This window comes from Hymenobacter tenuis, from assembly GCF_054780495.1.
Map to the genome: position 1 here is coordinate 227,716 of NZ_BAAGWF010000001.1, position 20,505 is coordinate 248,220.

Annotated in this window: 16 protein-coding genes; 6 read left to right on the forward strand and 10 right to left on the reverse strand. The window is 55.6% G+C overall.

Annotation, left to right across the window (positions count from 1 at the left end; genetic code table 11):
• Positions 1 to 5: 5 nt before the first annotated feature.
• From ACYVGU_RS01075 to ACYVGU_RS01085, 3 genes are read right to left on the reverse strand one after another with little or no spacing between them, the layout of a single operon-like run.
• A complete protein-coding gene (locus ACYVGU_RS01075; RefSeq protein WP_460620541.1) occupies positions 6 to 983 on the reverse strand; it encodes an ABC transporter permease in 978 nt (325 codons plus the stop codon).
• Positions 980 to 2,020, reverse strand: coding sequence for an ABC transporter permease (locus ACYVGU_RS01080; protein ID WP_460620542.1), 1,041 nt, complete (start codon positions 2,018 to 2,020; stop codon positions 980 to 982). Before ACYVGU_RS01080 ends, ACYVGU_RS01075 begins: the two co-directional genes overlap by 4 nt.
• Positions 2,021 to 2,026: 6 nt before the next feature.
• Positions 2,027 to 3,766, reverse strand: a complete 1,740-nt coding sequence (locus ACYVGU_RS01085) for an ABC transporter substrate-binding protein (RefSeq protein ID WP_460620543.1) — start codon at positions 3,764 to 3,766, stop codon at positions 2,027 to 2,029.
• A 639-nt stretch (positions 3,767 to 4,405) separates the two neighbouring features.
• On the opposite strand from ACYVGU_RS01085, the gene ACYVGU_RS01090 reads away from it, so the two are divergent.
• Positions 4,406 to 5,947 (forward strand): hypothetical protein, encoded by a 1,542-nt coding sequence (locus ACYVGU_RS01090; RefSeq protein WP_460620544.1) that lies wholly within the window; start codon positions 4,406 to 4,408, stop codon positions 5,945 to 5,947.
• A gap of 174 nt (positions 5,948 to 6,121) precedes the next feature.
• Here the strand turns inward: ACYVGU_RS01090 and ACYVGU_RS01095 are convergent, their stop codons facing one another.
• From ACYVGU_RS01095 to ACYVGU_RS01110, 4 genes are all read right to left on the reverse strand, one after another.
• On the reverse strand, positions 6,122 to 7,258 hold the full coding sequence (locus tag ACYVGU_RS01095; RefSeq protein ID WP_460620545.1) for an NHL repeat-containing protein: 1,137 nt from the start codon (positions 7,256 to 7,258) through the stop codon (positions 6,122 to 6,124).
• 20 nt (positions 7,259 to 7,278) lie between these two features.
• Positions 7,279 to 9,318 (reverse strand): OmpA family protein, encoded by a 2,040-nt coding sequence (locus ACYVGU_RS01100; protein WP_460620546.1) that lies wholly within the window; start codon positions 9,316 to 9,318, stop codon positions 7,279 to 7,281.
• 95 nt (positions 9,319 to 9,413) lie between these two features.
• A complete protein-coding gene (locus tag ACYVGU_RS01105) occupies positions 9,414 to 10,478 on the reverse strand; it encodes a tetratricopeptide repeat protein (protein WP_460620547.1) in 1,065 nt (354 codons plus the stop codon).
• Positions 10,479 to 10,697: 219 nt separating this feature from the next.
• Positions 10,698 to 10,991 (reverse strand): hypothetical protein, encoded by a 294-nt coding sequence (locus ACYVGU_RS01110; RefSeq protein ID WP_460620548.1) that lies wholly within the window; start codon positions 10,989 to 10,991, stop codon positions 10,698 to 10,700.
• Between the two features lie 182 nt (positions 10,992 to 11,173).
• On the opposite strand from ACYVGU_RS01110, the gene ACYVGU_RS01115 reads away from it, so the two are divergent.
• The 3 genes from ACYVGU_RS01115 to ACYVGU_RS01125 all read left to right on the forward strand — a co-directional run bounded on the left by ACYVGU_RS01115 (position 11,174) and on the right by ACYVGU_RS01125 (position 13,433).
• Positions 11,174 to 11,596: a BrxA/BrxB family bacilliredoxin gene (locus ACYVGU_RS01115; protein ID WP_460620549.1), complete on the forward strand. Its 423-nt coding sequence runs from the start codon at positions 11,174 to 11,176 to the stop codon at positions 11,594 to 11,596.
• Positions 11,597 to 11,681: 85 nt separating this feature from the next.
• Positions 11,682 to 12,401 carry a GNAT family protein gene (locus ACYVGU_RS01120; RefSeq protein ID WP_460620550.1) on the forward strand — a complete coding sequence of 240 codons (720 nt, stop codon included), beginning with the start codon at positions 11,682 to 11,684 and terminating at the stop codon, positions 12,399 to 12,401.
• Between the two features lie 105 nt (positions 12,402 to 12,506).
• On the forward strand, positions 12,507 to 13,433 hold the full coding sequence (locus ACYVGU_RS01125; RefSeq protein WP_460620551.1) for a glycosyltransferase family 2 protein: 927 nt from the start codon (positions 12,507 to 12,509) through the stop codon (positions 13,431 to 13,433).
• 105 nt (positions 13,434 to 13,538) lie between these two features.
• On the opposite strand, the gene recQ is transcribed toward ACYVGU_RS01125, so the two are convergent.
• The gene (recQ, locus tag ACYVGU_RS01130; RefSeq protein WP_460620552.1) at positions 13,539 to 15,737 is read right to left on the reverse strand and encodes a RecQ family ATP-dependent DNA helicase; all 2,199 of its coding nucleotides are present in this window, start codon (positions 15,735 to 15,737) and stop codon (positions 13,539 to 13,541) included.
• A 174-nt stretch (positions 15,738 to 15,911) separates the two neighbouring features.
• Here recQ and ACYVGU_RS01135 point away from each other — a divergent pair, with 174 nt between their 5' ends.
• Positions 15,912 to 16,889 carry a KpsF/GutQ family sugar-phosphate isomerase gene (locus tag ACYVGU_RS01135; protein WP_460612903.1) on the forward strand — a complete coding sequence of 326 codons (978 nt, stop codon included), beginning with the start codon at positions 15,912 to 15,914 and terminating at the stop codon, positions 16,887 to 16,889.
• A gap of 254 nt (positions 16,890 to 17,143) precedes the next feature.
• On the forward strand, positions 17,144 to 18,271 hold the full coding sequence (locus tag ACYVGU_RS01140; protein ID WP_460620553.1) for a mannose-1-phosphate guanylyltransferase: 1,128 nt from the start codon (positions 17,144 to 17,146) through the stop codon (positions 18,269 to 18,271).
• A gap of 79 nt (positions 18,272 to 18,350) precedes the next feature.
• Here ACYVGU_RS01140 and rlmB read toward each other — a convergent pair whose 3' ends face one another.
• Together rlmB and ACYVGU_RS01150 are read right to left on the reverse strand one after the other, a co-directional pair.
• Positions 18,351 to 19,268 (reverse strand): TrmH family RNA methyltransferase, encoded by a 918-nt coding sequence (gene rlmB / locus ACYVGU_RS01145; RefSeq protein WP_460612901.1) that lies wholly within the window; start codon positions 19,266 to 19,268, stop codon positions 18,351 to 18,353.
• Positions 19,232 to 20,446, reverse strand: a complete 1,215-nt coding sequence (locus ACYVGU_RS01150; protein ID WP_460620554.1) for a GWxTD domain-containing protein — start codon at positions 20,444 to 20,446, stop codon at positions 19,232 to 19,234. Before ACYVGU_RS01150 ends, rlmB begins: the two co-directional genes overlap by 37 nt.
• Between the last annotated feature and the right edge of the window lie 59 nt (positions 20,447 to 20,505).

The following is a 20,505-nucleotide window of genomic DNA, read 5'->3' on the forward strand; positions in this document are numbered from 1 at the left end:
AGTGCTTATGTACGGCTACTTTTTGACCCTCCCAAGCTATGTAGGCTCAGAATGGTCAGGGCCAGTGCGCTGCCGGGCCAGGCCACCAGCCACCACGCCGCCGGATCAAGCCGGATGGCAGCCAGCAGCCGGCCCCAGCTTGGCATATCCGTAGGCAGCCCAACGCCCAGAAACGAGAGGGTAGTTTCGAGGCCGATAAGAAAGGCCATGGTAAGCGGAAACCGAACAAGCTGCACGTGCCAGGTAGCTGGCCAGATATGGCGCCGCAGTAGCTGAAAATCGGTGAGACCAATGGCCCGAGCGGCCTCCACGTACACTTGCTCCCGGGCTTGGAGCGTAGCCGCCCGCATAATTCGGGCGGGAGTAGTCCAGCAGGTGAGGGCCATCAGTAGCACCAAGCCGCCCGCCGAAGGCCGTTGCACAGAAGCCACCACCAGCACCAGAATCAGTAACGGAATGGAGTCCAGCAACGCAAGCAGGCCGGAAACCAGCGCATCGATAGGCAAGGCCCACCGCTGCTGCCCCCAGCGGGTGCGCCGGAGCACCCATCCGACGGCCGCACTGCCCAGCAGCAGTAGGCTAAGAATAACGGCCGGCGACCGGAGCAGCTGCGCCGCAAAAACCAGGCAGCCACCACCGAGCACAGCCGCTGCTACCCCCCCGCTCGCTGCAAACCGATAGCGCGAATTATCCCAGAAACCCGCGGCGCTGCCCAGCACAGAGCCAAGCAGCAAGGTGAGAACAGTGGCCGGAAAACTGACCAGAAAGATAGTGCGAGCGCCCTGCAGCAAGGCGCGCCCCACATCCTGGCCCTGCGGATCAGTACCAAACCAATACGGCGCCTGAAACGGCGGCTGACTGGTGTGCAGTAAATCGGGGGTTACGAGGGCGCTAGGGGCTAGCAACGCCGCAACTCCTACTGCGCTCAGCCAGCCCAAAGCCAGAAGCTGTGTCCACCGCCACCGTTGCTGCACCTGCTTCATGAGGCCAGCTTAATGCGCGGATCGGCAACCTGATAGAGCACATCGGCTAGCACCTGGGCCAGCAGACGGGTGATAACCACCAGCAGCACCCCACCCAGCAGCACCGGATAGTCGTGAGTGGCAGCGGAATCGGCCAGCAGGCGGCCCATGCCAGGCAACGCAAACAAAACCTCCACCACCACCGAGCCCGCCACCAAATTCGGAAGCAGCTCCGTGAGCAGCGTGATGGTGGGAAGCAGAGCGTTGCGCAGGGCATGGTGCCAGATAACTCGCCGCCGGGAGGCACCTTTGGCGCGCGCCGTAGCTACGTACAGGCGTGTTAGCTCCTGCTGCAAGGCGCCATCCAGCTGAACTACCAAGCCCGGCACACTTACTAGTGCCAAACTGAGGATAGGAAGCGCCAGATAATACAGGCGACGCCCTGGTTGCTCCCACCAACTGGCTAGGGCATCATCGGCCCCCAACCCAAACGCCGGAAACCAAGCTAGTACATCAGGATTGGCCAGCAGCAACAGCAGCGCCACTGCTCCTAAAAACAACGGAAACCCTTGTAGCACCTGTACCGCTCCTAAAACCAACGGCCGCCAGCGCAGATGCAGGCTCATAAACGTACCCAAGGCTAGGGCGAGGCCCGCACTCAGCAAAGCTGCCAGTACGGTAAGCGGCAGCGTGTAGCGCAGTGCTTCCGATAGCAATATGGCCACTGGGGTATCGGTTCGGAAGGAGGAACCTAGGTCACCGCGAAATAGTTGGCCCGCCCAGTGGTGGTATTGGTTACGGGCTCCGTGCCACTGCCAGCCTGTATTGGGCTCCAGCGTGATATAGAACAAGGGCTTATCTAGGCCCGCGCGCTGCTGCAGTTGCTGAACCAGGCGTTCCTGCTCAACTCGCCCAATGCGGGCATCCGTCTCCCGGAGGCTTTGCACGTAGCTGGCCCGGTCGGTTACGGTACGGCTCAGCAGGAATAAGCACGACAAAATCAGCCAGGCCGCCAGCAGCGTTCTTCCCAAATAGCGTCCTGCCGCTTGTGCCCTCATGTGGTGCTAGCGGGCGGTAGCGCCTTTCAGTGGCTGAATCAAAGTCACTTCATACCCTGGCTTAAGGCCTGACACCGGAACAGTGCCGAGGGCCTGCGCCGCTGCTACTCGGTATTGTAGAAAGTAAAGCACCGTGAAAGGCCTCTCTATGGCCATCAGCCGCTGAAACTTGCGCAAAAGCCGCACTTTCTGAGTGGCATCATCAGTTGCCACAATGGCGTCAATCAAACGGTCATTGGTAGCGTTGGAAAATCCTGTGGAGTTGCCCGCACCAATGCCCTTGGAGTGCAGCAGAGGTGTAAAATCATAGGAGAACGGATTGCCCGCCAAGTTCAGGATCTGCATATCCGTTTCGCCGGCTCGGGCTTGCCGGCTCAGCACCGACTGTTCCGTAGGCCTTAACTCTACCGGAATACCTAGTGTTGCGGCTGCGGCCCTAAACTGAAGCGCTGTAGTTTCAAAGCCCGCGTCGGCGGCGCGGTAACTAACAGCCAGCTGCAAACGCTCTGGTTTGCCGGCCGCATTGCTACCCTGCCAAGCACCATCAACCTGTCGGCGCCAACCTGCCTGGCGCAACAAGTCCGCCGCTTTTTTCGGGTTAAAATCAGGTAAGGGCAAACTGTCGTTGTAGTACGCCTTGATGCGCGGGCTAATCAGGCCAGCACTTGGGTAGGCAGTGCCTTGTTGCGTGGCCTGAATTAGGGCCGGCACGTTAAATAGATGCGTGAGGGCCTGGCGCGTCAGCGGATTCCGAAGAACGGAACGACGCACGTTAAAATTGGCCGTTACGAATTCATACGAATCGGCGGTAGAAAACCGCAGCCGGGCGCGGTCAGTGGCCGATTGCTGCATACGGGCGAATTCCCGAGCCGGTACCATGGAGTACAGGTCTATTTCGCCGCGGCGCAACGCTAGCGTTGCCGTAGCTGCATCCGGAATAACCTGATAGGTGATTTGAGTTGGAAAGGCCCTGAGCTCGGGCGGCGGTGCTGGCAGGGAGTCGGCCCACCAGGAGGGTTTGCGCTGTAGCGTGAGGTAGCGCCCGCTCTGCCATGCTTTCAGCTGATAGGGGCCGCAACCAGGCAGGCGCTCCGGATGCCGGGCCAGCTCAAGTACCCTATAACGCGCGGCAAAAGCCTGCACCACAGCCGCCGGATTTTCTTGGCGGAGGCTAGGCAGCGCTACACCACGCAAGGTGCCTTTGGGGTCCAGAATGTATTCTGGAAGAATAGAAAAGTCGCCGGAGCTGCGCAGCCGGTCATCGGACTGGCCCACGCAAACCAAAGTAAAGCGTTTGGGGTCGCGGGCATCCAACCGTATGTCCCGGATGAAGCCATATGTGGCCTGCGCCATTTCAATCGGCAGCCCTGGGCAGTTCATGGCCTTCAGGGTAACGGCTACGTCGCGGGCCAGCACTGGGGTGCCATTATCCCAGGTGGCTTGTGCCCGCAACTGGTAGGTTACCAGCAGTAGCGAGTCGCCGAGGCGTTGGACGCGGGGTAAGGAGTCAGCCAGCCATGGTACAAAGCGTTGCTTCTGCTCATTGCCCTTCAGTAGGCTGCAATACAGCAGATTGGCAACTTCAAAGGCGCTGGAGTTATCCACTACCAGCGGATCCAGGTTTTCCGGGTCGCGGGCCCAGCGGATCCGGACGGTAGCAGAAGACGTGGATGGGGGAGAGGGAGGCGAACACGCCGGCAAGCTCACCCACAGCAGCAAAACCAGCCTAGTAAGAAGTTGCTTCATGAACGGATAACCGTGCGGGAGTTAGGCCGCGCAAGTTACCATGTTTTGACGCGAAGTGCGGAATAACCTGAACTATTGCTAGGGCTAGTGTCCTTCGCCCCATCCATTGGTGCCATGATCGGCGATGTGGCCTTCACCCCAGCCGTTGGTCCCGTGACCGTCAGCGGCTGTCTCGGTGGTGGAAGAGCTTGCACTTTTAGTAGCCGTCGAGGTAGAAGAGCTCGTGAGGCTGGAAAGATGCAGGATGGCGAAAAGGAGCAGCTCTAACATGGCTTAGAATGGTTTGTGGTTCAGGCGATTGACTGACACAAAGGTGGACTCCAGAACACCGGTGGGAAAGGAAAGAAAATCAGTAAATGTGACTTCTTTTCAAGAGAAAAACAGGCGCGTTCTTGGCCTATCTGGAAGCGCAATACAGGCTTCATTCCGCTTTTAGGGCAACTTATTCAAGCTCTTTTCATCGCCTTTTTTGCCTTTACTGTGACATAACTTGCCTAAAATGAGCATAGCTTCCCAACTACAAAGGAACCAGAGCCATTCTTCAGTAGAAAGGCAGAATAATCGTATTTTGTGACATGGAGTTGAAGAAGGTGTATATTGCAAACACAGTCTAAAACGCTAGAAAACGCATATTTCCTTATGGATGAATTAGCTACTTTAGTAAAAATTGTGACAGACAGGCGGCTAGCAGTACTACCGTTCCTGGATTTTTCGGCCCGCAAGGCCACAAACAAGGACCTGCAGTTGGTCCGGATGCTGGAGCAGGAGCCAGGAATTACTCAGAATAAGCTAATCAAGACGTTATATGGCAATACGGAAGCAAAAAACCAAACGGCGTTCCGGCAGCTAAAGTCACGGGTGCAGCAAAAGCTGCTCAACCACCTCTACTTTTTGGATCATACCGATATCCGCCACATGGTAGCACGGCGGCATGAGCAGCATTGCCTGGGCCTTTTGCACCAGGCCCGGATCCTGACCGGAGAGGGAGAATATAAATTGGCAGAAAAGCTCTATCGGAAGGCCTTGCTGATAGCAACAGAGGCTGAGCTAACGCAGTACGCAGTTATGTGCACCCGCATTTTGCGCAACCTCTACGCCGAGATGCGCAATCCTGCCCGCTTCAAACTAATGAACCAGCAGCTCGAACAGCTACAAGAGAAACTAGTGCTGGAGGATGAAGCAGAGCACGCGTTTTTTGAGGTAAAAATGTTTTCTATTTATCGGGTTCGATGGAGACAATCCATGATTACTCAGCTCCCGAAATATTTAACCAAGCTTGAAGAAATTCACAAAAAGGTAAAGAGCTACAATACATTCTACTACCTCTACGTGACCCGTTTATCACAGGAAGAGATGGTGGGTAATTATGAAGAAATTATAAAAATCACTTCCCAAACGGAGAAGGCTCGGAAGCTGGGTAAAATCAATGAAAAGCGGTTTGATAAGCGCTTTAATAACTACATGAGCGTGTATGCCCACCTGCGCTGCCGCAAAGCGGAAAAAGGGCTAGCGCTGGCTGAAGAGTACTTCAAGGATTTTCACTATTCTTCCGGCAACTGGTTTTACTACCTCGAAACGTATCTGCTGCTCGCTATCCACGCCAAGCAGTATGAGCAAGCGTTTGAACTGCTACAGCAGGCGCGCAAGAACCCATATTATCCCAAGCAGCGCGTAGCGGCTCAGCAGCGGTGGGAACTGTATGAGGCGTACATCCAGTTTGTGCGGCCGGAACAGTCGCCGCTGAAAATGCGCCACTTTGCGCAGTTTGTGCAAACCGTGCCCGATTACAGCCGCGACAAACAGGGCTATAACGTGGCTATCCTGATTATTCAGTTCCTGTACTTTTTGCAACGCCGTGAAATTGAAGGACTGCTGGCCCGCCTCGATGGCCTCCGGAAGTACGAGCAGCGCCACCTGCGCGACCCGGCTACGCTGCGCAGTCAGCTGTTTTTCCGGATGCTGCTGATGACCGTGAAGGAAAACTTTGTGCTGGAAGCCTGCATTAAGAAAGCGGCCCCCTTGCTGGAACGCCTGAAAGCGGCCCCGCAACCCGGCGAAGCCTTCGGCGAGATAGAAATTATTCCCTACGAAGACCTCTGGGAACTGACCCTAGGCATCCTGCGGCAGTTGGCCGCTGAACAGGTGGCCGCCGACCAAGCCGAGTGGAACCGGGTAAGATAGCCGTAAGCAAAAGCCCCTTGTCCATAACGGACAAGGGGCTTTTGCTAGGTATCAATATCGGACAAACCGTTTACTGAAGCTAGCAAAAAGAAGGAGCGGCGTTGCTTCTTTACTTCCCGATTACTTTAAACTCGGTACGGCATTTGAGCTGGAATTAAAGCTTCTACAAGCATATTATTCGGCTGTGATTTTACGAATGCGTCCGCCGAATTCAGTTATATAGAGGGCTCCCTTATTGTCGATAGTCAAACCGGAAGGAGAATTAAATTTTGATGTGCCAACCGGGCCATCAGAATAACCTCTTACCCGGCTACCGGCCAAAGTAGAAACTTCGCCAATCGGCGTGATTCTTCGGATGCAATGGTCATTAAATTCCGCTACATATAAATCGCCTTGTGCATCTAAGGCTATGCCATTAGGCATGGAAAACTGGGCGGTGTTCCCTGGACCATCGACATGACCTGAGCGACTGTCACCTGCCAATGTACTAACGGTGCCATCAGCTGTGATTTTGCGGATCATCGTATAATCGGTCACATACAAAATGCCTTGCTTATTTACTGCTAATCCTTCTATTCTTTTAAATTCAGCAGTGTTGCTAGGGCCATCTTTGTAACCAGTAGAACCGTTGCCGGCAAGGGTGCTGACCACTCCGCTCGGGGATATTTTACGTAGCCGCTGGTTACCACTGTCGGCTACATACACGTTGCCTTGCATATCTATTGCTAGACCGAGAGGCCCATTGAATTGCGCTGTAGTGCTTTTACCATCGGTATAGCCAGGCGTTCCTGTGCCAGCAAAGGTACTGACTATGCCAGCCGGTGTAATCTTGCGTATGCAATGGTTGGCATAATCGGCTACAAACAGGTTGTCTCCACTATCCAGTGCTACATCAATAGGGCCGAAGAAAAGAGCCGACGCTGCTACACCATTGGCCAACCCAATGGCATTACTTCCTGCTAGGGTAGTTACCTCGCCGGCGGGTGTAATCTTTCTGATACAGTTATTGCCAGTATCAGCTACGTAAACATTTCCCTGACTATCTACTGCAGCGTCCTCCGGGTCGACAAAACGGGCTGTTTCGCCAGGGCCATTTATTAGTCCATATAAACCATTACCAGCAAGAGTGCTTACTGTGGTAAACACCAGCGGTTTGTCAGACTGTGGGTTTTCCAAGTCCTTTTTGCAGGCAGTAATGCTGCTACTGAGAGCCAGTCCCAGTGATAGAATAATTAAGGAATGAGAATAAAAAGATTTCATAAAAAGGAACAAAATGAGCTGAGAAGAAACATTATAATTTAGCTCTTGCATAATGAGCCATATAGGTACGTCTACTTCCCGATTACCTTGAACTCGGTGCGGCGGTTAAGCTGGCGGCCACCTTTGGTGGTGTTAGGAGCTACCGGCTGCGTATCGCCGTAACCTGCAAACGTGAGGCGGCTTTGGGCAATGCCTTTGCTTACGAGGTAATCGACCACGGTTTTGGCGCGGCGCTGGCTAAGGTCTTTGTTGTAGGAGGCGTTGCCTACGTTATCGGTATGGCCAGAAATTTCGAGGCGCAGGGCCGGCGTTTCTACTAGCAGCTTCTGGAGGCGCTCTAGCTCGCCGGTGCTTTCCTTGCGCAGAGTGGCTTTATCAAAGTCAAAGAAGATGTTGTTGAGCACCACCTTCACGCCTACATCCAGCTTCTTGAGGGCAACATCTTTTACCACCTCAGAGTAGGCGGCGCCAGCCGGCACATCGAAGTTCTCGGAATGGAACAAGTAGCCTTCTTTGCGCACCACAATGCCGTAGTTCACCCCAGAAGGCAGCGACACGAGGTAACGACCCGATTGGGCGTTCGACTGGAACGAGGCAATCGTCTGGTTCAGGGAGTTGTCGATGACATCAATGGTGGCTTCCAGCGGCTGCTTGCTGGCTTCCTCCGTTACTACCCCCTTCAAAATGGTAACCTGTGCTGAGGTTATGGCTACGGCAGGGGCTAGCAATGTTTCCTTCACGGGCTGCACCCGTGAGGCCAGCAGTTGGTCTTCCTGGTTAAGCAGCGGCGGCTTTTCGGGTCCGAGAAAGGTAATCTGGTAGATGTCTTTGGAACCTAGTCCATCATCCCGGAACGAGGAGTAGTAGCCGTGGCGGCCCGAGGCGGAAATCACAAAGAATACGTCGTCGTCGGGGGTGTTAATGGGCCAGCCTAGGTTTTCGGGCGTGCTCCACTTACCGTTCTGGAATACCGACTTAAAGATGTCGTAGCCACCCATGGAGTTGTGGCCTTCTGAGGAGAAGTACATCGTTTTGCCGTCGGGATGCAGAAACACGCCTTCCTCGCCGTACTGCGTATTGATAACCGAACCCAGATTTATGGCAGGTCCGCGGCCTTCTATTTCAATTTTATAGATGTCGCGGCTGCCCAGCCCGCCTTCTTTGTCGCTGACAAAGTACAAGCTGCGGCCATCCGGCGTGTACGCCGCCGATGACTCGTGAAATTTGGAGTTGATGCGGGAGCCCAGCTTTTGGGGCTTGCGCCATTCGGCCCCGCGCAGGTTGGCTTCGTGCAGGTCGCCGCCGTTGTCTTCCATGTACACCAGCATGCGCTGGCCATCAGGAGCCAAGCCCACGGTGGCATCGTGCCCTTCGGTGTTGATGGTTTCGCCGAGGTTGCGCGCCGCCGACCACTCATCTTTGCCGCTGCGGGTGCTTTGGTAAATGTCCTCGAAGAAGCCGCCGGTTTCAGGGTCTTTGTTGTCGCCGGTTGAGCCCGCCCGCCGCGAGGTAAACAGAATCACCGATTCGTCGGCCGTAATCACGGGTCCATACTCCGGGTAAGGGGAGTTGACGCCAGGGCCGGCGTTATCAATAAACACGCGGCTGGGTTTAGCTTCGAGCTTGCGGCCGTTTTCACACTCCCGAATTTTCCGCTGGATATCCTGTGTGAAAGCGGCCGTGTTCTTGGTGCCGGTGGCGGGGGTAGCGCGCTTGTATTCAGCAATGGCCGCATCCCATTTGGCATTCAGGTGCAGCCCGCGGCCCAGCAGGTAATGGATGCGCTGGTCTACATCAGGGTTAAGCTGGTAGGCTTTCTGCAGGTACTCCAGCGCCCGGGGTTTAAAGCCTGAGTGCAGGTAGCTGTCCCCAATTTTGAGGTTGAGCTCCGCGTTATTGGCATTAAACTTCTGGGCTTCTAGGTAGTGGGGCAAGGCCTGCTCATAGCGCGGCGGGTCCATCTCATAGAACTCGTCGCCGGCTTTCATTTCTTTCAGGGCTGCCTTCAGTCCATCTTTATTATTGCCGAACTGATCTTTGCTGAACTCTACGTTCTGGGCCGAGGCAGCCGTTGCTGAGAGCAGCAGAAAGGCAAGTAAGTATTTATGCATCGGGAAAGGGTATCGGGTGAAGCGCAGCTCCGGCCCGGATAAATCAATTCAGACTAGGCAAGGAAAGAGCGCAAACCCCGCCGTACTACTGGCGCTTATTCGGCGCCGCAACCTGAGTTGGCTGCGTGGGTATTGCCCACTTCAAGGCCTAGCTCGGCGGCTTTGCGCCAATCCTGACAAGCACCGTCGGGCAGGCGCAACATTTCACGGGCGTGACCCCGGTTCAGATAGGCCTCGGCGTATTGCGCATTCAGGCTGATGGCCTTGCTGGCATCGGCATCGGCTGCTTTGTAGTTCTCCAGCTTCAGGTGCGCTGCCGCGCGGTTGTTCCAGGCAAAGGCGTAGCTGGCATCGAGCTCAATGGCCTTGCTGAAATCATCGGCAGCGCCTTTATAGTCGCCTTGCTCGAAGCGGGTGCTGCCCCGGTTGGTGTAGGCCAGCGGGTTGTCTTGCTTCTTCACCAAGTAGTCGTTGTAATCCTGCACGGCGCCTTTCAGGTCGCCGGCCCGGCGGCGCGTAGCGGCGCGGTTCAGCAGGGCCGGCAGCAGCTCTGGCTGCAGCTTCAGGGCCTGAGTGTAATCCTGAATAGCGGCGGGCAGGTTTTTGAGTTGGCGTTGCGCGCTGCCGCGGTCGTGCCAGGCGTAGGCATAGCTGGGGTCAGCTTTGATGGCCTGGTCGAAATCGGCTTTAGCGGCCTGATAGTCGGCTTTCTCGAAACGTAGGGCCCCGCGGTAGTACCAACTGGGCGCATAGTCGGTTTTCAGCTCCGCGGCTTTGCCGTAGTCCTGCTCGGCTTCGGCGGGCTGCTTGAGGGCTTCTCGGGCCTGGGCCCGGCCGAAGTAGGATCCAAACGTAGTAGGATCAAGCTTGATGGCCTGGTCGTAGTCCTGCACGGCTGGCTGGTAATCTTTCAACTCATAGCGCACCGCGGCCCGGTTGTAATAGGCCTTCGCGAAATCTGGCTTGGCGGCCAGGGCCCGGTCGAAATCCTGGAGGGCGGCGCGGTAGCTTTTCTGGTTGAATTTGGCTACACCGCTGTTGTAGAGTTTCTCCGCGAGCTGGGCCGGCGGCAGCGTAGTAGCCCGAACAGTATCTACCTGGGCTTGAGCAGCAGAGGCACCTAGCAGCAGACCAGCGGATAGTAAAAGTAACTTATGCATAACGTCCCACGGGTTTTATCAGCGTGGGATAAATGTAATTTTAATTGCGCAAAAGGCAGCAAATCAACACACTAAATATGTTTAAATTGTCTTTTTATAAGATTTAATAGTCTATAAAGCAAAAACCTTCCTAGGTGCTTTAGGCAGCTGAACTCCTGAAAATGGCTTGGCCGGACTAGGCCTTGCGGGAGCATGAACCCTAGTAAAATAGTAGCGCGCTTACTGAGGCAGCTGGGTCCGAACCAAGTCTTCCCATTCGCGGCGCAATGAGCCGTGGCCCACGGGCCGGCTTGCGCGGCGGTACCAGTAGGCCGCATTGCCGGTGTCGCCTTCCTGGCGGTGCAAAAAGGCGTGCAGCCAATTGTGCAGCGGGTCGTGCTCATTATCCTGAGCAATATTGTGGGCCAGGTGCCACTCGTCGCGGCCGGCATACCACAGGGCTACCAGCAGCGGCGATAAGCCGGATGGCGGCTCGTGCTGTGTTTGGGAAGCAAGAAAGTCAGCGTACATCATACCTGAGCGAAGCGACAAGAGTGGGAAACTTTTTAGGAGCAAATGTGTCCGAAAGCAAACTTCCGGCTCGGAGTTAAGGTTCTATACGCCAACCGCGGTGGTCCGGTGGCAGTTGTGTAATTTTGCAGCGCCGCCGGCTTATAGGCCGTCGGAATATTTAACCTAAAGCCTAGCTTTCACCTATGGCCACGTATCCCGAATACATGGTAGCTCCCATCCGCCAAGACCTCGTAGAGGCCGGATTTGAGCAACTGATGACCCCCGAAGAAGTTGATGCTGCCCTCACCGAGCAGAGCGGTACCGTACTGGTTGCCGTAAACTCCGTGTGTGGCTGCGCCGCTGCTAAAGCCCGTCCGGCCCTCAAAATGGCCGTTTCCAGCTCCGATAAGAAGCCAGCCAAACTGGTAACCGTTTTCGCCGGTATGGAGACGGATGCCGTGGCTAAAGCGCGCGAGCACATGCTCCCGTATCCGCCTAGCAGCCCCTGCATTGCCTTGTTTAAAGATGGCGAGCTGGTGCACATGATTGAGCGCTACCACATTGAAGGCAACGATTTGATGCGCATTGTAAACAACCTGCAAGGCGCTTTCGAAGAGTATTGCTAAGCATAATTGGCTTCTCTGGCCTAATGCAACCTGAAAAGCCCGCGGCCTTGTGCTGCGGGCTTTTTCATTTTTACCTTGCTGCTCTATGCGTAACGCAATACAACCACTTTCCTGGGACACTGACTTCCTTGGCTTTCCGGTGGGGCAGATCCGGCAGGAGAGCAGTGCGGGGTTGCTGCCGGTGCAGGAGCTAGTGCAGCAGGCCCGGCAGCAAGGGTTTCGGTTACTGTACTGGTTTGTGGCCCCCGAGGACCTAGTGACGAGTGAGGCTCTCTTAGCCGAAGGCGGCGTGTTGGCTGATCGGAAAATCAGAATTGCGCTACCCCTCCAAGCGGGGCAAACCCAGCAGTTGCCGTTGGGTATCCATGCTGTCACCAGCTTTAGCCCGGCGCTGCAGGCGTTGGCCGTGCAGGCCGGTGAGCATTCCCGTTTCCGCACCGATACCCGGTTCGCGCCTGAGGTTTCCGGCCGGCTGTACACGGAGTGGCTGCGTAAATCCTTGCTCGGCGAACTGGCCCGCGAAGTGCTGTTGTACCAGCCGAACCCGGCGGTGCCGGCGTCCGGCCTGCTGATTTTGGGCGATAAAAACCACCGCTTCGAAATGGTTCTGATGGCGGTAGAAGCGGCGCAGCGGGGCCAGGGCATTGGGGCCGCCTTTATTGAGGCCGCGCGGTGCCGGGCCGCGGCCTGGGGGCACCGCACCGTGCAGCTGGTTACGCAAGCTACCAACCCGGCCATGCGGCTTTATACGCGTGAGGGCTTTGTGCTGGAGCACGAAGAGCACGTGTATCATCTGTGGCTCTAGCGCAGGGGCTTTACACGCGCAAGCAGGCTAGTAGCCCAGGTGGCATTGGCGGTTCTTGACTGAAATACTGCACCTTTGCCCCGCAGGATGTTATCCAATTCCTTTATGCCTGAGTATTCGGTGGTGGTGCCTGTGTATCAGGGCCAGGACACACTGCGGCCCCTGACCGCGCAGCTGTCCGAGTTTTTTACCAGCAGTGGCCGCACGTTCGAAATCGTATTCGTGTACGACTGCGGGCCCGATAACTCCTGGGCTGTTATTAAAGCATTGCAGTTGGAGCTGGGGCCGGGCCTAGTAAAGGCCGTGCATTTGTCCCGCAATTTTGGACAGCATAATGCGCTGCTGTGTGGGTTCACGGAAGCCAGTGGCCGCTTTATCATCACGATGGATGAGGACCTGCAGCACAGCCCCGCCGATATTGAGCGCCTCATTCAGCGGCAGCAGGAAGGTGACTTCGACGTGGTGTACGGCCGGCATGAAACCCTGGAGCACTCCTTTTTTCGCAACATCACGTCAAGGGCCATGCGCCAGCTGCTGCGGGCTGGTATTCCCGATCTGCACCCCGACTATTCTGCCTTTCGGCTCATCAAGGCCGAGGTAGCCCGTTACTGCCTCCAGATGCGGAACTCCTATTCTTTTCTGGATGGCTACCTCACCTGGGTTACTACCCACATGGCCAGCACGCCAGTAGGGCATCATAAGCGCGCGGCCGGTCAGAGCTCGTACACGGTAGGCAAGCTAGTGGCCTATTCCATCAATATTTTCGCAACGTTCTCCAACCTGCCCATCCGGCTGCTCTCGTTCACCTCGGTGTTCGTGTTCCTGATAACGACCAGTTATTCGGTGTATGTACTGATTCGGAAGCTGGTGTACAACGACTTCCTGCTGGGGTTTCCCTCCCTGATTATCTCCATCGGGTTTGGCGTTGGGCTGATTCTGCTGGGCTTGGGCACGCTAGGCGAGTACATCCACCGCATCAACGTCAAAACCACGAGGCGCCCCAACTTCGTGAAGCGCCAGATGCCCGACTAGCCCTGTTAACTGGCCAAACTGCTTGTAACACAAGGCCCCACCCAAGCTAGCTTGGGTGGGGCCTTGTGTTTTGTGAGGCGCCTAGGGTTGTTGCTGAGCGGAACCCTAGTTGGCTACCTCGCTCAGGAACTTGATGCGCATCAGGCGCAGGTCCTCTTCCGTGAAGTCATCGGTGCCAAGCTCCTTCAGGGCCACCGCAATGTTGTCGGTCTGCGAGGTCATGAAGTAATCATAGATTTCATCCTGGCGGTCCTGGTCCAGCACCCCATTGATGTAGTAATCGAGGTTGAGCTTGGTGCCCGCGTAGCAGATGTGCTCAATTTCCTCCATCAGCTCCCGCATGTCAATGCCCTTGGAAGACGCAATTTCTTCCAGGTCCATTTTCTTATCAATCTGCTGAATGATGTAGATCTTGATTTTCGACTTGTTAACGGCCGACTTCACCACCACATCCGCGGCCGTAATGATGTCGTTTTCGTCAACGTATTTCTGTATCAGGGCCAGGAAAGGCGCGCCAAACTTCACCGCTTTGCCTTGTCCTACCCCCGAAACGTGGGCCAAGTCTTCCATCTTGGTAGGAAAGGTGGTAGCCATTTCCTTTAGTGATGGGTCTTGAAACAGCACGTACGGCGGCAGGTTTTTCTGCTGGGCCACCTTTTTGCGTAGCGCCTTCAGCATATCAAACAGGGCCTCATCATGCCCGGCGGCCTGCTGAACTTCCTCTTGTTCCTGTTCTTCTTTCACCTCTTCCTCGTAGTTATGGTCCTTGGTGAGCTTGATTGAATGCGGATTCTCGATGAAGTTGATGCCTTTGGCGGCAATCTTCACCACGCCGAAGTTCTCAATATCTTTTTCCAGGTAGCCACTCAGCAGGGTCTGGCGCAACAGCGAGTGCCAGAATTGGGCATCATGGTCTTTGCCTAGTCCATATACGGGTAATTTGTCGTGGCCGTAGCTTTCCACGTGCGGATTATTCATGCCCATCAGCACAGTGCCAATGTGGTCTAGCCCAAACCGCTCATCTGTCTGCACCACGGCCTTCAGGGCCATCAGTACTTCGTTTTTGGCTTCGAAACGCTCTTTCGGGTGCTTGCAGTTATCACAGAAGCCACAGTCCTTCTCGAAATGCTCGCCGAAGTAATGTAACAGCTGCTTGCGGCGGCACACCGCTGAGTCAGCGTAGTTGGCCATTTCCTGGAGCAGCAGCTTGGAGTTGTCGCGCTCAGTTACGGGCTTGTCTTTGTTGAACTTCTCCAGCTTCACGATGTCGTCGTAGCTGTAGAACATCAGGCAGTCGCCTTCCAGGCCGTCGCGGCCGCCACGACCGGTTTCCTGATAGTAGCCTTCAATGCTCTTGGGCGTGTCGTAGTGAATCACGAAGCGCACATCGGGCTTATCAATACCCATACCGAACGCAATGGTAGCCACAATTACGTCGCACTCCTCGTTCAGGAAAGCATCCTGGTTGGCCATGCGCACATGGGGGTCGAGGCCGGCGTGGTAGGGCAGGGCGCGCACGTCGTTCACGCGCAGCAGTTCCGCAATTTCCTCTACCTTTTTGCGGCTCAGGCAGTATACAATGCCCGCCAGGCCTTTGCGCTGCTTTACGTACTGAATCAGCTGCTTTTTGGTGTTGTGCTTGGGCCGAACTTCGTAGTACAGGTTGGTGCGGTTAAACGACGTCTTGAACACCGAGGCGTCGTCCATCTGCAGGTTTTTCTGGATATCGAGCTGCACCTTGGGGGTAGCCGTAGCCGTGAGGGCAATTACGGGTACCTGCACGCCCAACCCGTCAATAATGCTGCGGATTTTGCGGTACTCCGGCCGGAAGTCATGGCCCCATTCCGAGATACAGTGCGCCTCATCAATGGCCACAAACGAAATGGTGGCCTTATTCAGAAACTCAATGGTATCCTCTTTGGTCAAGGACTCGGGGGCCACATACAGCAGCTTCACCTCGCCACTGATTACGTCCTTTTTTACCCGGTTCATCTCTGACTTCGAGAGCGTCGAGTTCAGAAACTGTGCATTTACCCCGAAGGCGTTGAGCTGGTCCACCTGATTTTTCATCAGGGCAATAAGCGGCGAAATAACAATGGCTGTGCCGGGCAGCACGAGCGCCGGAAGCTGATAGCACAGGCTTTTGCCGGCGCCGGTAGGCATAATCACAAAGGTGTTGTTGCCGGCTATTACATTCTGGATGATGTCTTCCTGCACACCCCGGAACTGACCGTACCCAAAAACTTCCTTTAACTTGCCTTTCAAATCAGCCTCTTGCGGCACTTGTTGTTTCACGGCTGGCATGGACATCCTCACTTACTCAATTGGGTGGTAGATTGGAGTAGCAGCACAACAGTGTTGCCTACTCAATCTAAGAATTTTATGGTATTCGGCACCACATTGTTGAGGTACAGAATTAGGTTCTTGCTGTAATGTATTTCTCCCGACGGGCTTCCGATACGCAATACCAAATTTAGATTGAAACCACAGAACGAACTCAACTTACTTGCAAAAAAAGTGCTTCAACAAGAAGCTGAGGCAATTCAGGGGGTGGCCGATGCCATTGCCCTGACCCCTGATTTTGCACAATGCATAGAAGCCATACTCTCTTTACGAGGAAGGGTAGTGGTAACCGGCATCGGGAAAAGCGCGCACATTGCCGGTAAGATGGTGGCTACGCTCAACTCTACGGGCACGCCAGCGCTGTTTATGCACGCCGCCGACGCCATCCACGGCGACTTGGGCATGATTCAGCCCGAAGATTTCGTCATTGCCATCAGCAAATCTGGCGATACGCCGGAAATTAAAGTGCTGGTGCCCCTGCTTAAGCGCAAAGGCGTACCACTGGCGGCACTGGTCAGCAACGCCGATTCCTACCTAGGTGTGCAGGCTGATTACGTGCTGCACGCTCCCGTAGAGCGCGAGGCCTGCCCGCATAACTTGGCCCCTACCACCAGCACCACGGCGGCCCTAGCCCTCGGCGATGCCCTAGCCGTGTGCTTGTTGGAAAGCCGGGAATTTTCGCGCCAGGATTTTGCCCGGTTGCACCCCGGCGGCATGCTAGGCAAGCAGCTTTACCTAAAGGTAGGCGACCTGAGCCGGCAGAACCAGCAGCCGCAGGTAGCTGATACGGCACCACTCAAAGACATCATCCTGGAAATATCGGGCAAGCGCCTGGGTGCTACGGCCGTTATTGATAAGGATGGTAAGCTGGTAGGCATTATTACGGATGGTGACCTACGCCGCATGCTCTCCACCTTTGCCGGTCGCCTAGATGCTGTGCGCGCCCTCGATATCCTGACGCCAGCTCCCGTAACCATCGAAGTTGATGACTTTGCTGCGGAAGCCCTCACCCGCATGCAGCAGCGCAACATCACCCAGCTAGTTGTTACGGAGCAGGGCCGTTTCAACGGGTTCATCCATCTACACGACTTGTTAAGGGAAGGATTTGTGTAACTTATGTCGCCCGGAGAATACAGAGCCACAGCTACTTACCTGTTAGCTGGCGGGTAAACTGTGTTTGTTGATATAATTAAATATTTTACAGAAATTATTATATATAAAATATATCGCTATACTTGCCTGATGGGTTAATAGGAGAGTTTTGCTCTTTGCGCTGGAATAGCCACGTTTGCAGAGGTGAAGTCTTTCTTGATTAGGCCTGTTAGGCATTTTCATTTTCCTAAACGCGGGCGTTACGTCCGGCTTCAATGGAACAGCATACATACCTAGTTGTGATGGCGGGCGGCATTGGTAGCCGCTTCTGGCCTTTCAGCCGCACTCATCATCCCAAGCAGTTTCATGATGTACTAGGGCTAGGGCGCTCTATGCTTCAGCTTACAGTTGATAGATTTAAAGGCATCTGCCCCGCCGAAAACGTGTTTGTGGTAACTAACCGCGACTACACCGAACTGGTGCAGCAACACCTGCCCGACTTGCCGGCGGATCAGATCCTGGGCGAGCCTATTGGCCGCAACACGGCTCCATGCATTGCCTACGCCAGCTACCGTATTGCCCAGCGCGACCCGGAGGCCGTGATTGTGGTGACTCCTTCTGACCATGCTGTCATGCACGAGGAGAATTTCCGCGAGGCCATCCGGACGGCCATTGACGGTGCCCGCACCCATAACGTGCTCATTACCTTGGGTATTCAGCCCTCCCGCCCCGATACTGGCTACGGCTACATTCAGTTTATTGATGCTGAAGTGCGCCCGCAGGACGTGAAAACGGCTCCCGGTCACGAGGATGGCGTGTTCCCCAGTGGCCTGCGCAAGGTGAAGACCTTCACCGAAAAACCGAATCTGGAACTGGCCAAGATGTTCGTGTCAAGCGGCGAGTTTCTCTGGAACTCGGGCCTGTTTGTGTGGCGTGCCGATGCCATTATCCAAGCCTTTCATCACTACCTCAGTGATATTGCCGAAGTGTTCGACGAAGGTCGCCATGAGCTGGGAACCGACCACGAAGAACGCTTCATTACCAAAGCCTATACCCGCTGCCGCAACATCAGTATTGATTATGGCGTGATGGAAAAGGCCGACAACGTGTATGTGTTGCCCGCTGATTTCGGCTGGAGCGACCTGGGTACCTGGGACTCACTACACCGCATGGGCCAGCACGACGCCGACGAAAACGTGGTTGATGGCAACGCCCTGCTCTATGACACCAAGGAGTGCGTCATTAAAACTCCCAACGAGCGGTTGGTGGTGGTACAGGGCCTAGAAGGCTACATTGTGGCCGAGTACGACAACGTACTGCTCATCTGCAAGCGCACCGAGGAACAACGCGTGAAAGAGTTTGTAGCCGACGTAAAATCGAAAAAAGGAGTGGGTTACAACTAAGCCAGCACCTAGTAAAAGCAGCGGCCCCGCAATCAGAGTATATCCTGATTGCGGGGCCGCTGCTTTTACTAGGGTCAGATTACTGCTTAGCCAAGCGCTGGCGGAGCACTTCGTAGAGCATGATGCCACTGGCTACCGAAACGTTGAGCGAGCTGATTTGGCCCGCCATTGGAATGCGCAGGCGGTGGTCGGCCAGCTGCAGATACTCGGGGCTGATGCCGTCTTCCTCGCTACCCATCAAAATGGCCAGAGGTGCCGTAAGGTCAACTTTTTCGGCTTCGAGACTGGAGTCGGCCTTTTCGGTACACGCCACAATCTGCACACCGGAGTCGCGCAGGAAATTGAGCGTATCCCGCAGGTTAGGCTCCCGGCACACCGGAATCAGGTTCAGGGCACCGGCAGACGTCTTTAGCGCGTCGCCGTTGACCTGGGCGGCTCCTCTACTAGGTACGACAATGGCATGAACCCCCAAGCACTCTGCATTCCGGGCAATGGAGCCGAAGTTGCGCACGTCGGTGATGCGGTCCAGCACCAGCAGCAGTGGCGTTTTGCCTTCCTCATACAGCCCGGCCAGAATATTGTCCAGCGGCATGTAATCGATGGGCGACACGTAGGCTACGGCACCTTGGTGGTTTTTCTTCGTGATGCCATCCAGCTTCTCCACGGGCACCATCGATACCGGAATGCTGGCCGTTTTGGCCATCTCCAGAATGTCCTGCGTCATGGAATTTTTGGTGCCGCGCAGCAAGAAAATCTTGTCCAGGGTGCGGCCGGCGTTCATGGCTTCCAGGATGGGGCGCAACCCGAAAATCATGTCGATGCTGCGGTCCTGAGCGGGCTTGTGCGGGTAGAATGGCTTGTCGGGCCGATCATGGCCCGAGCGGCCTTCATCCTCACGGGAGGCCGGCCGCCGGTTAGGTACCGGGCGGTTCTCAGAATCAAAAAATTGGCGGCGCTCAGTTAGCGGCCGGGGCGGGCGGTTCGTCCTTTTCTCCATTGCTCCACGGCGGCATACCAGAGTTGTTCGTACTCGGGGCGGCGCACCAGTTCATAGTTATTAAGTGCAAAGGTACTGGGTTTGGCGCGGAACACGAACGTGCCGCCCATGCTCTGGTCGGCGCGATAGATCCACCGCTCCTCATTGCCCTCCCGATACACGCTTTCTGGCGGTCCTAGCACCAGATAAAGCAGGCCCCGGTCGGTGAGCCAGCCCGCTTTATGGGCCGAAAAAAGTTCGTTGGCTTCCTGCACCCGGCCATAATACGTGCGGATAAGTTGCTTGGCAATGGGTTGGTTATCGGCCGCTACGGTAAGCCAAAACTGGTCTACTGCCTTTTTAGGGTCAGGCGCATCAAACAATTTTTTACGCTCCTCAGAGGTGGTCATATAAATCAGCGGCGCAATCAGCTCGTCGGCAGAGGTTAGCTCCGGGAAATTATTGTCTTCTACCAAAACTCCGCTCCGAAGGCTAGCATTACCGGCCCGCAGCAGGTAAAGCCCGGAGCGCAACTGCAGAAAACTTCCGGCCTGAAACATGGCCGAATCCAGCGCACTCAGGGTGCGTGGCTGCGGAGGCAGCGCGCCAGGACCCGACATGGGCGGGGCCGCAGCCAGTGAGCTTAACGGATAACGATAGGCGCGCACTGGCTCATCAAGGCCGTAGCTATCTACTCCGAAGGCTTCTCCCACGTGCACGTAGCGGCGCAGCAAGGGGTAACCTAGGGAGTCAGTAAGCACGAAGGGGCGGGACAGGTGTTCGGGAGCCAGCTGAAACCAAGCGGCATCGCCAGAAGCAGCTTCATCGGCTGGACCGGCAGCCATGCTGATCACTTGTCCTACCCGCAGTCTAGAAAGAGGCAGACAGAAATCAATGCGGGCAGCCTCCCCATCGGGGCGGAGCCGTTGGGCAAAACGGCGCACTGTATCCTGCCAAAGCGGCCGCTTCGCATCATAATCGAGCCAGGCCACCACGTGCAGCGGAAAGCCCCGCCGAATGCTGGCTCGGGTTGGAAAACGCAGGTAAATGCGGAGGCTGTCACCTTCCCGCCGGGTGTCCACCATAATGCGCCGACCAGGCCGGTACTGGCTGGCAAAGTCGCGCCGGGGAGCGGCGGTTAGGCCAAGCGCCGTGCCAAGGGAAAGCAGGAGCAGAAGTAACAAACCAGATGTTTTCACGACAGTACGAGCAGATGGTGGGCAGCAAGGTAGGCTTTCTACGAAAAAAGCCGGCTTCC

Coding starts and splice junctions, on each gene's coding strand:
- ACYVGU_RS01075 (WP_460620541.1), bottom strand. CDS start 983: ATGAAGCAGGTGCAGCAACGGTGGCGGTGGACACAGCTTCTGGCTTTG.
- ACYVGU_RS01080 (WP_460620542.1), bottom strand. CDS start 2,020: ATGAGGGCACAAGCGGCAGGACGCTATTTGGGAAGAACGCTGCTGGCG.
- ACYVGU_RS01085 (WP_460620543.1), bottom strand. CDS start 3,766: ATGAAGCAACTTCTTACTAGGCTGGTTTTGCTGCTGTGGGTGAGCTTG.
- ACYVGU_RS01090 (WP_460620544.1), top strand. CDS start 4,406: ATGGATGAATTAGCTACTTTAGTAAAAATTGTGACAGACAGGCGGCTA.
- ACYVGU_RS01095 (WP_460620545.1), bottom strand. CDS start 7,258: ATGCAAGAGCTAAATTATAATGTTTCTTCTCAGCTCATTTTGTTCCTT.
- ACYVGU_RS01100 (WP_460620546.1), bottom strand. CDS start 9,318: ATGCATAAATACTTACTTGCCTTTCTGCTGCTCTCAGCAACGGCTGCC.
- ACYVGU_RS01105 (WP_460620547.1), bottom strand. CDS start 10,478: ATGCATAAGTTACTTTTACTATCCGCTGGTCTGCTGCTAGGTGCCTCT.
- ACYVGU_RS01110 (WP_460620548.1), bottom strand. CDS start 10,991: ATGATGTACGCTGACTTTCTTGCTTCCCAAACACAGCACGAGCCGCCA.
- ACYVGU_RS01115 (WP_460620549.1), top strand. CDS start 11,174: ATGGCCACGTATCCCGAATACATGGTAGCTCCCATCCGCCAAGACCTC.
- ACYVGU_RS01120 (WP_460620550.1), top strand. CDS start 11,682: ATGCGTAACGCAATACAACCACTTTCCTGGGACACTGACTTCCTTGGC.
- ACYVGU_RS01125 (WP_460620551.1), top strand. CDS start 12,507: ATGCCTGAGTATTCGGTGGTGGTGCCTGTGTATCAGGGCCAGGACACA.
- recQ (WP_460620552.1), bottom strand. CDS start 15,737: ATGCCAGCCGTGAAACAACAAGTGCCGCAAGAGGCTGATTTGAAAGGC.
- ACYVGU_RS01140 (WP_460620553.1), top strand. CDS start 17,144: ATGGAACAGCATACATACCTAGTTGTGATGGCGGGCGGCATTGGTAGC.
- rlmB (WP_460612901.1), bottom strand. CDS start 19,268: ATGGAGAAAAGGACGAACCGCCCGCCCCGGCCGCTAACTGAGCGCCGC.